This window comes from Sphingomonas bacterium, assembly GCF_028289855.1.
GTDB lineage: Bacteria > Pseudomonadota > Alphaproteobacteria > Sphingomonadales > Sphingomonadaceae > Sphingomonas.
Genome location: NZ_JAQGKZ010000073.1, coordinates 20,478 through 29,589, shown reverse-complemented (window position 1 = coordinate 29,589; position 9,112 = coordinate 20,478). Strand labels below are relative to the sequence as shown.

The following is a 9,112-nucleotide window of genomic DNA, read 5'->3' as shown; positions in this document are numbered from 1 at the left end:
GCGAGCCACGCCTCCCACGCCTTTGCGTCGGCGAAAGCGAGGATCGGCAAGCCGGCGCGTTCCTCCACGATCAGGCCGCCCGTTTCTCCAGCGCGTGTGCCGCCTCGGCCATCAGCGCCGCGATAATATCGACCAGTGGCTCTTCCTTCGTCACCATGCCGACCGATTGCCCGGCCATCATGCTGCCATGCTCGACATCCCCGTCGATCACCGCGCGGCGCAACGCGCCCGCCCAGTAATGCTCGATCTGGAGCTGCGCCTCCATCATCTCGACCTTGCCCTCGTCGAGCAATTGCGCGACTTCGCGTTGCTTGGCGGTGAACAATTCGCCGCCCGAATTCTTGAGCGCGCGGACCGGAATGACGGGCAGGCGCGGGTCGATCTGGATGCTCGACACCGCGTCGCGCGCCGACGCGCGAAAGAACGCTTTTTTGAAATTGGGATGCGCGATGCTTTCCGTCGCGCAGGCGAAGCGCGTGCCGAGCTGGACCCCCGCCGCGCCCATGTCGAGATAGGCGCTGATCGCCTCGCCGCGCCCGATCCCGCCGGCGACGAACACCGGTACTTGCTCGGCCACCTCGGGCAGGATTTCCTGCGCGAGTACGCTCGTCGAGACCGGCCCGATATGCCCGCCAGCTTCCATCCCCTCGACCACCAGCGCATCGACGCCCGACCGGATCAGCTTCTTGGCCAGGCTCAGCGCGGGGGCGAAACAGATCACCTTGGCGCCGGTGTCCTTGATCGCCTCGAGCGACCCCTTGGGCGGAAGTCCGCCGGCCAGGACGACATGCGTGACCCGGTGCTTCGCACACACCGCGATCAGCTCGAACAGCATCGGGTGCATCGTGATCAAGTTCACGCCGAACGGTTTCGAGGTAAGCGCCTTGGTCCCTGCAATCTCGGCGTCGAGCAACTCCGGAGTCATCGCCCCGCACGCGATCAGCCCGAACCCGCCCGCGTTGGATATCGCGGACACCAAGTTGCGTTCCGACAACCACGACATCGCCCCGCACAGGATCGCGACCTCCGAGCCGAGGAAATCAACACCGCGCTGCATGCGGCGAGTAAGGCGCTCGGCGCCGATGGAAGATGCGGTCATTGGCGGGCGCGTAGCGCCATTTTCCATAAATGAGAACTATTGCCTCTGCGCTGGCGATCGCGGTGTTGAAGCCGAAGAAACCCGCATTACCTGAGGATCGCGAAAAAAAGGAGTTTCAACGATGGCCAGCCTAATTGAAGCAGAGATTGGCTATGGGTCGATCAAATTTATTAAAGCGATCGAGCCAACTCCGACTACGTCCGAAACCGAGGGCAACGTAACTGTAAAAAACATGGGCTCTCCGGGAGTGCCCGCATATTATGATGCCTCGTTCATGCTCCATGCAAAGCACGACAAATCCGGCGTTACTTTCTCGAATATCTTTCATTGGAATGTGATCGTGAACGCAAAAACGATTGATGCTCCCTACTCGGAAATAGAGGGAGCCGCGGCACTTCAGATTGCGCCGATGCTACGCGAATTGGCTGATGAGATCGAAAAGCAAGTGGCAGGCTCCGCTACCAAAACGGAATAGTCGCAACCTTACGCCGCTTCCTCCGCGTCCAGTCCGTACGCCGTGTGCAGCACGCGCACCGCGAGTTCGGTCTCGTCCTCGTGGATCAGCACGCTGACCTTGATCTCGGAGGTCGAGATCGCCTGGATGTTGATCCCGCGCTGGCCCAAGGTCGTGAACATCGTCGACGCGACACCGGCATGGCTCTTCATGCCGACCCCGACCACGCTGATCTTGGCGACGCGCGTGTCATGGACCAGCTCCTCGAAGCCGATCGCGTCCTTCGCGTCGTTGAGCGCCTGGATCGACTTGGCGAGATCGACCGCGGGCACGGTGAAAGTGACGTCGGTCGAGCCCGCGCGGCCGGCCGACTGGTGGGCGATGTTCTGGATGATCATGTCGACGTTGATGTTGGCGGCGGCGAGCGGCGCGAAGATCGCGGCGACCGATCCGGGCGTGTCGGCGACGCTGGTCAGCGTGATCTTCGCCTCGTTCTTGTCGTGCGCGATTCCCGTGATCAGCTGGCGTTCCATGACGTCGATCTCCTCTTCGCCCACGATCATCGTGCCGGGCAATGTGTCCGCCATCGGCGCGTCGTCGCCGGTGAACGACGACAGCACCTGGACTCGGACGTTTTCCTTCATCGCCAGACCCACCGAGCGGGTCTGGAGCACCTTGGCCCCGACGCTCGCGAGCTCGAGCATTTCCTCATACGTCACCTGGCGCAGCTTGCGCGCGCGCGGTACGATGCGTGGGTCGGTGGTGTAGACGCCGTCGACATCGGTGTAGATGTCGCAGCGGTCGGCCTTCATCGCCGCCGCGATCGCGACTGCCGACGTGTCCGACCCGCCGCGGCCGAGCGTGGTGACACGCCCGCCATCGGCGAGCCCCTGGAACCCCGGGATCACCGCGACCTCGCCGGCGTCGAGCGACGCATTGAGCGCCGCGACGTCGATATCCTCGATTCGCGCCGAGGCATGCGCGTCGCTGGTCTGGATCGGCAATTGCCAGCCCATCCAGCTGCGCGCCTTGACCCCCGCCGCCTGGAGCGCGATCGCGAGCAAACCGCTGGTGACTTGCTCGCCCGACGACACCACCACGTCATATTCGCGCGGGTCGTAGAGCGACGAGGCTTCGCGGCAGAAATTGACCAGCCGGTCGGTGTCGCCGGCCATCGCCGAGACCACCACCGCGACCTGGTTGCCGGCATCGACCTCACGCTTGACGCGCCGCGCGACGCTGCGGATGCGCTCGATCCCGGCCATCGACGTGCCGCCGAATTTCATCACGATGCGAGCCATGAGAGTGCGCAAAGTTCCTTTGGAAGCAGGAGGGGCGCTGATAGGAAGGGTGCATGAGTAGCGCAACCGTAACGTCCGCGACCATCGATCCGTCAGAGGCGGAGCATTTCGGCAAGCTGGCGAAGGACTGGTGGGATCCCAAGGGCTCGTCGGCGATGCTCCACCGGCTCAACCCGCCACGGCTGAAATATATTCGCGATCAGATCGACCGGCATTGGTCGGGGGATGGGGTCGGATTCACCCCGCTCGCGGGCAAAAACGCGCTCGATGTCGGATGCGGCGCGGGACTATTGTGCGAGCCGCTCGCCCGGCTCGGCGCGGCGGTGACCGGAATCGATGCGGCGGCGGAGAATATCGGCGTGGCGCGGGCGCACGCCGCGGCGAGCGGGCTGGCGGTCGATTATCGCGCGGGCGGGATCGAGGCGCTGGCGGGCGAGATGTTCGATCTCGTCACCAGCATGGAGGTGATCGAGCACGTCACCGACCCGGCGGCGTTCGTCGCGGGGCTGGCGGGCGCGCTGACCGGGGATGGGCTGCTGATCCTGTCCACGCCCAACCGCACACCGCTGTCGCGGCTGGCGATGATCACGGTCGGCGAAGGCACGGGGATGATCCCGCGCGGGACGCACGACTGGGAAAAGTTTCTAACGCCCGATGAACTGACCGCGCTGGTCGAGGCGGCGGGGTTGCGCGTGATCGACGTGAGCGGACTCGGCTTTTCGCCGGGCAAGGGGTTCAAGGTCGGCGAGGACACGCGGCTCGATTATTTCGTGACGGCGGTGCGGGCTTAGCTCCCTCTCCCACCGGGAGAGGGAATTTAGGCCATCACATTCCGCCCGCGCGTGACGGTCGCGGTATGCCCAACCACCGCATTGGCCGACCGCGTCTTGATCGAATCGACGAACAGCCAGTCGTTCGACACTTTCGTCGGCGTGATCGTCAGCGCCATGTAGCCGCGGCGGCTGGTGTCGCACCATTTGAGCTCAGGGTTGCTCGCGACGAGTCCCGCCGCGACGACCTTGGGATCAGTCTTGACCGCACTTTCATAGCCTGGCGAACTGACGCTGTGCCCGGCGAATTCGACCCCGGCCGGCTTCCTGTCCTGCCCGAGATCGTACGCCCAGCCGTTGTGGCTGTCGCCGGAGATGACGACGAGGTTCGCCCCCGATCCTTGCGCCGCGCGCAGGAAGCGCGCGCGTTCGGCCGGGTAGCCGCCCCAATTGTCGTAGTTGAACGGCAGCCCGACCTTTGCGGCTTCGATTCCCTTGAGGATGAACCCCTTGGTGCGCTCACTCGCGCCAGGGTCGAGCCAGCCCATCGCGGCAGCGGGCATCACCGTGCCGCCCATGATCGTGCCGAACCCGACAATCTGCCATTTCTGCCCGGCCTTCACCGATCGGCGCAGCGTGTGGAACAGCCAGTCCTCCTGTTGCGTCCCCATCATCGTCGCCGCCGGATCCATCCACACGCCATCGCGGAAACGCTTGAGCGCGGCGGCCGGGTCGGCTTCCTTGAACAGCGGTGCGACATCGGGCTGCTCGGTGCGTGCGAGATCGCGAGTCTCGGTGCGGAACAAGGTGGCGAGCGTGCCGATCTCATAGCTCTTCCACGGCTCGTCGCTGACCGGCATCCATTCGCGATACGCCTGGAGTGCGGCGTTCTTGCGCATGCCCCAGTCGCCTTCGTCGGGCTGATGGTTTTCGGCACCGCCTTCCCATGAATCGTTGGCGGTTTCGTGATCGTCCCATTGCACGATCATCGGCAGCCGGGCGTGGAGCGCCTGAAGGTCGGGGTCGCTGCGATAACTGGCATAGCGGATGCGATAGTCGGCGAGATGGATCAGCTCGTTGTCGGGCGCGGTCGGGCGCACCTGATCCTTGAGCGGGGGATAGCCGCCGGTCTTATATTCGTAGAAATAGTCGCCGAGATGAATCGCGAGGTCGAGATCGTCGCGCGCCGCGGCATGGGCATAGGCGTTGAAGAACCCGAACGGCATGTTCGAGCACGAAAAGATCGCCGCCTTGAACGACCGCGCCAGCGGCCCCTCGGGCAATGTCTTGGTGCGCCCGACCGGCGACGCGGTGCCGTCGGGGCCGATGAAGCGGTAGAAATAGCGCGTACCCGGGGTGAGCCCGTCGACGGTGATCTTGGTCGTCCAGTCGCGCCACGGGCCGGTGATCGCCATGCCTTTCGCCACGACGCGCGCGAAATCGGCGGTGGTGGAGACTTCGGCGATCAGGTGGATCGGCTTGCCGTCGGCCGGGACGAAGCGCGTCCATAACAGCATCGAATCGGACGCGGGCTCGCCCGACGCCACGCCCGAACTGAAACCGGTCAGCGCCGCGACACCATCGGTCTGGGCAAAGCCTGGGACGGCATAGGCGCCGAGGCCCAAGGTCGCGGTCATCAATAGCGAGCGGCGATCGATCCGAAACATCCTCTTCTCCCTTTTGCCAAGCACTGTGCGCCGCGCCGATGTCGCTTTGGTGACAGTCGCCCCACCGGCTGGTACGGGCGCGGCGTGACGCGTCCCGACCGGTATCTCGAACGACTGCCGCGCTGGGCGATCCTGTTGCTGGTCGCGATCATCGCGCGCGCGGCCACGTTCGGCAACCCGATCGTGCATGTCGACGAGAGTTTCTATTTCGTCACCGCGCGCTCGATGCTCGACGGCGCGCTGCCCTATGTCGATGTGTGGGACAGGAAGCCGATCGGGCTGTTCCTGCTCTATACGCCCGCTGCGGCGTTCGGGTTGCCGCTCGGCATCTGGGCCTATCAGGCGATGGCGCTGGCGGCGGTGGTGGCGACCGCGTCGCTGATCGCGCGGCTGGCGGATCGCGCGGGGTGGCGGCGCGGCGCACTGGCCGGGGCGATCGCTTATATCGTCTGGCTCGACTTGCTCGAGGGACAAGGCGGGCAAGCGCCTGTCTTCTACAATCTGCTGATGGTCGCCGCCGCGGCGCTGGTCGCGCCGGGCGGGCGCGACGGCGAGGCGGGGGTGCGGTTCCGCCGCGGACTGCTCGCGATGGCGTTGGTTGGTGTTGCGCTGCAGATCAAATATTCGGTGGTGTTCGAAGGACTGTTCTTCGGGCTGTGGTGGATGTGGCGCGAGCGGCGGCGGCGGACGCATGTGGTGCCGTTGCTCGCCGCCGCGGCGCTGTTGGCGCTGGTCGCGGTGCTGCCGACCGCCTTGGCGTGGGGCTATTACGCCTGGATCGGGCAGGGGCCGGCGTTCCTCTACGCCAATTTCGAGTCGATCGCCGCGCGCCAGCCCGATCCGATCGGCGAGCAACTCGGCAATCTGTTCAAGATCGTCGTCATCGTCTCGCCGCTGGCTGCCGCCGCGATTCTGGCGTTCCTGCGCGGTGCGCGAGAGGGGTTGGCCGGCTGGCTGTTCGCCTGGACAACGGCGGCACTGCTTGGGCTGCTCGTGTTCGGGTCGTGGTTCGATCACTACGCGCTGCCTTTGTTGGTGCCATTGTGCATCTGCGCGGCGGGGTTCGCCGACGATCCGCGCCGCTCGCCAAGGATTACAGCGATCGTGCTGCTGATCGCGTTCCTTGGCGGCGAGGTCACCGTCCTCACCAAGCGGCTCAATCGCGGCGGGCCGGCGCAATTCGCGCAGGTGGTCGATGCGATCGGCCACGGCCCGGGGTGCCTTTATGTCTATTCGGGCGATCCGATGCTCTATCCGATGAGCGGGCGGTGCCGCTTGAGCCGCTACGTCTTTCCCAGCCATCTCGGCCGCAAGCGCGAGCGCGGCGCGATCGGGGTCGACCAGCAGGCGGAGGTCGAGCGGATCCTGGTGCTGAAGCCGGCCGTCGTCGTGCTGCGCACGCCCTATTTCGGCGAACGCACCGAGTTGCGGGCGCTGGTCATCATGCGAATGGCGAAGGATTACCGGCTGCGCGCGCAAGTCCCGATCGGGCGCGACACCAATTTCGTGTTCGCGCTGAAATCAGGCCACTAGGCGCGGCGCGCGACCGGCCTTCTCGGCGATCAGCCCGGCGTAGTGCGCCATCAGGTCGATCGTATGGTCGCGGTCGGTGCGTACCTTGCCGGCGGCGACCACCGCCGCCTTGCGCAGGATCGCCGGTTCGCGCGCGAACAGCCGCTCGATCGCCAGCGCCGCGTCGGCGGCATTGCGTGGGCGGAACGTCTCGCTGGTCAGCGGATCGGCGATTTCCGCGCACCCGCCGGTATCGGGCACGATCAGCGGGAGGCCTGACGCCATCGCTTCGGACGGCACCAGCCCGAACGGCTCGGCCTCCGATCCGTGGATCAGCGCGTCGCAACTCGCCATGATACGGGCCAGTTCGGTGCGGTCGTAGACCGGGCGGAACATCTTGATGTGCGGGCTGCCGGCGATGCGCGCCTCGATCCGCTTGCTCTCCGGACCCGTGCCGAGCAGCATCAGCCCGACCGGCAAGCGCTCGCCGGCACGTTCGACCGCATCGACCACCATCGGCCAGCGTTTCTCGCCATGGTGCCGCCCCATCCCGAGCAGCAAGTGTCCGTCGGCGGGCAAATCGAGCTGATGCAGCATCGCCGCGCGCAGCCGCTCGTCGCGCAGGCCGGGCGAGAAATGGCGGCGCTCGATCCCCAGCGTCATCGCCGCGTCGATCCGCACGCCGCGCCGTTTCAATCGTTTTTCCAGCGCCGGGCCGTTGGTTACGACTGTGTCGTACAAGCGTAGCGCGCGGTTGGTGTAGCGCGCGTAGATAAAGCACCCGGCCTCGATCCGCTCGGGCGACGCCAGCCCTTCGAGCCAGCGCATCGGATAGGCCGCGATATTGTCGTTGTGCATGAAAAACGATTTGAGCGCGCGGCCTTGCCACCGGCCGACGATCCAGGCCGGGCGCCATACCGACGAGGTTTCGACCACGTCCGGGTCGAGTGCGTCGAGCAAGCGCCAGATCGGCTCTTGTCTAGAAAATAGCCCGTAATTCTTGTCGAACGGCAGCCCCGGCGACTTGACGTAGATAATCTTGCCGCCGCCGACGCGCTCCTCGACGCTGTCTTCCTTGCCGCACGCGATACAAATCAGTTCGTGGCCCAGATCGGCCATGATCGCCATCTTGCGGTCGATATAGGTGCGCACCCCGCCGCCGGTCGGCGAATAGAATTCGTTGACGTCGACGATGCGCATCGCGAGTCAGATCTGCCGCTTGATCAGGCTCTGCAAGCCAAATCCGGCGGCGAGCACGACATGGACGAGCAGGATCAGCGCCGCGGTGAACGCCATCAGGCTGGACAGGTCGTTGTTCTCGCCGAGCATCGCGATGGCGACCGTCGAGAACAAGGCCTCCTTGTTCGGCAGAAACGGGAGACGGCCGACAACCAGCCGGATTGCCGATAATATCAGCCATGCACTCAGCGTGACGCCCGGCAGAGCGAAATGCCACGCCAGCGCAATGAACAGGCTGGTGGCGAGGAGCCGCACCATATGGACGCTGAACACCCACCACAGCGTCTTGCGGTCGAGCGAAAATACTCGACGCGAAAAGATCAGGAAGGGCAGACACATCGCCACGACGACGGGCATCGCGATGACCAGGCTGTGGATATAGCGCGGGGGAAGTCCGGCATTGATGTTGGGGTAAAACATCGGAAGGCCCGCCGCCAGACTGGCCGCCAGCAGCGTCATCACGTTGCCGGCCATCGCCGACAGGATCATCACATCCTTTACCGCGCCGAATGGGGCCGTGACCATCTGCGCGCGCTGGCGTGCCCAAGCGTAGAAATAGGCCTCGCCTGAATAACCCAACACCACTTCGTTCGCGATCCGCTTGCGCATCAACGCGCCCAGCCCTTCAAGCGGGATGCGCCACAAGCGGCGGAAAATGACGTAATCGGCAACCGGCGGCGCGAGATAGAGTAGCGCAAACGCCAGGTAATAAAGCCAGCTATCGGGCGTCGCATGGCTCAGACCGGCAAGTCCTGCCTTGAGCAACTGGCGCACCAGTCCGACGACCATTGCCAGGGTCAGTACCCCGGCGATCACCATTGGCCAGCGGCTTTTAAGCGTTTTTACCGGTTCCAGCCCGGCCAGATCCTCCGCCGCGCCCGTCAGGTTTGGGGACAGATTGCCCGCAGGATTGGTCGATGCCTCGACAAAGCCGCTGTTCATCGACGCTCCACCATCATGTCCGTCCACGGGTCCAGTTCCGAGTTTTGCCGGACCTGCCCCGCAATAATGGCCGCTTAACGGCAAGGTTCCGTCCGCGCGATGATATGCCACCGGTGCGGTCGGCGCGG

General features: G+C 65.1%; 8 protein-coding genes. 3 read left to right on the top strand and 5 right to left on the bottom strand.

All coding sequences use genetic code 11. The features are described 5' to 3' along the window. Positions 1-70 precede the first annotated feature (70 nt). Complete coding sequence (locus JWM94_RS08330) at positions 71-1,099, bottom strand: nitronate monooxygenase (protein WP_299424878.1); 1,029 nt, start codon at positions 1,097-1,099, stop codon at positions 71-73. Positions 1,100-1,220: 121 nt separating this feature from the next. Here JWM94_RS08330 and JWM94_RS08325 point away from each other — a divergent pair, with 121 nt between their 5' ends. Then, the gene (locus tag JWM94_RS08325) at positions 1,221-1,574 is read left to right on the top strand and encodes a hypothetical protein (RefSeq protein ID WP_299424875.1); all 354 of its coding nucleotides are present in this window, start codon (positions 1,221-1,223) and stop codon (positions 1,572-1,574) included. Positions 1,575-1,582: 8 nt separating this feature from the next. Here the strand turns inward: JWM94_RS08325 and JWM94_RS08320 are convergent, their stop codons facing one another. Then, a complete protein-coding gene (locus tag JWM94_RS08320; RefSeq protein WP_299424872.1) occupies positions 1,583-2,854 on the bottom strand; it encodes an aspartate kinase in 1,272 nt (423 codons plus the stop codon). Between the two features lie 53 nt (positions 2,855-2,907). On the opposite strand from JWM94_RS08320, the gene ubiG reads away from it, so the two are divergent. After that, complete coding sequence (gene ubiG, locus JWM94_RS08315; RefSeq protein ID WP_299424869.1) at positions 2,908-3,645, top strand: bifunctional 2-polyprenyl-6-hydroxyphenol methylase/3-demethylubiquinol 3-O-methyltransferase UbiG; 738 nt, start codon at positions 2,908-2,910, stop codon at positions 3,643-3,645. Between the two features lie 26 nt (positions 3,646-3,671). Here ubiG and JWM94_RS08310 read toward each other — a convergent pair whose 3' ends face one another. Beyond that, the gene (locus JWM94_RS08310) at positions 3,672-5,291 is read right to left on the bottom strand and encodes an alkaline phosphatase D family protein (RefSeq protein WP_299424865.1); all 1,620 of its coding nucleotides are present in this window, start codon (positions 5,289-5,291) and stop codon (positions 3,672-3,674) included. Between the two features lie 84 nt (positions 5,292-5,375). Here JWM94_RS08310 and JWM94_RS08305 point away from each other — a divergent pair, with 84 nt between their 5' ends. Beyond that, positions 5,376-6,824, top strand: coding sequence for a hypothetical protein (locus JWM94_RS08305; protein ID WP_299424862.1), 1,449 nt, complete (start codon positions 5,376-5,378; stop codon positions 6,822-6,824). Here the strand turns inward: JWM94_RS08305 and JWM94_RS08300 are convergent. Beyond that, a complete protein-coding gene (locus tag JWM94_RS08300) occupies positions 6,813-8,003 on the bottom strand; it encodes a glycosyltransferase (protein WP_299424859.1) in 1,191 nt (396 codons plus the stop codon). The genes JWM94_RS08305 and JWM94_RS08300 overlap by 12 nt on opposite strands. Before the next feature lie 6 nt (positions 8,004-8,009). Beyond that, on the bottom strand, positions 8,010-8,984 hold the full coding sequence (locus JWM94_RS08295) for a hypothetical protein (RefSeq protein WP_299424856.1): 975 nt from the start codon (positions 8,982-8,984) through the stop codon (positions 8,010-8,012). Between the last annotated feature and the right edge of the window lie 128 nt (positions 8,985-9,112).

Excerpts from the sequence above, each read along its gene's own strand:
- JWM94_RS08330 (WP_299424878.1), bottom strand. The coding sequence starts at position 1,099 with ATGACCGCATCTTCCATCGGCGCCGAGCGCCTTACTCGCCGCATGCAG.
- JWM94_RS08325 (WP_299424875.1), top strand. The coding sequence starts at position 1,221 with ATGGCCAGCCTAATTGAAGCAGAGATTGGCTATGGGTCGATCAAATTT.
- JWM94_RS08320 (WP_299424872.1), bottom strand. The coding sequence starts at position 2,854 with ATGGCTCGCATCGTGATGAAATTCGGCGGCACGTCGATGGCCGGGATC.
- ubiG (WP_299424869.1), top strand. The coding sequence starts at position 2,908 with ATGAGTAGCGCAACCGTAACGTCCGCGACCATCGATCCGTCAGAGGCG.
- JWM94_RS08310 (WP_299424865.1), bottom strand. The coding sequence starts at position 5,291 with ATGTTTCGGATCGATCGCCGCTCGCTATTGATGACCGCGACCTTGGGC.
- JWM94_RS08300 (WP_299424859.1), bottom strand. The coding sequence starts at position 8,003 with ATGCGCATCGTCGACGTCAACGAATTCTATTCGCCGACCGGCGGCGGG.
- JWM94_RS08295 (WP_299424856.1), bottom strand. The coding sequence starts at position 8,984 with ATGAACAGCGGCTTTGTCGAGGCATCGACCAATCCTGCGGGCAATCTG.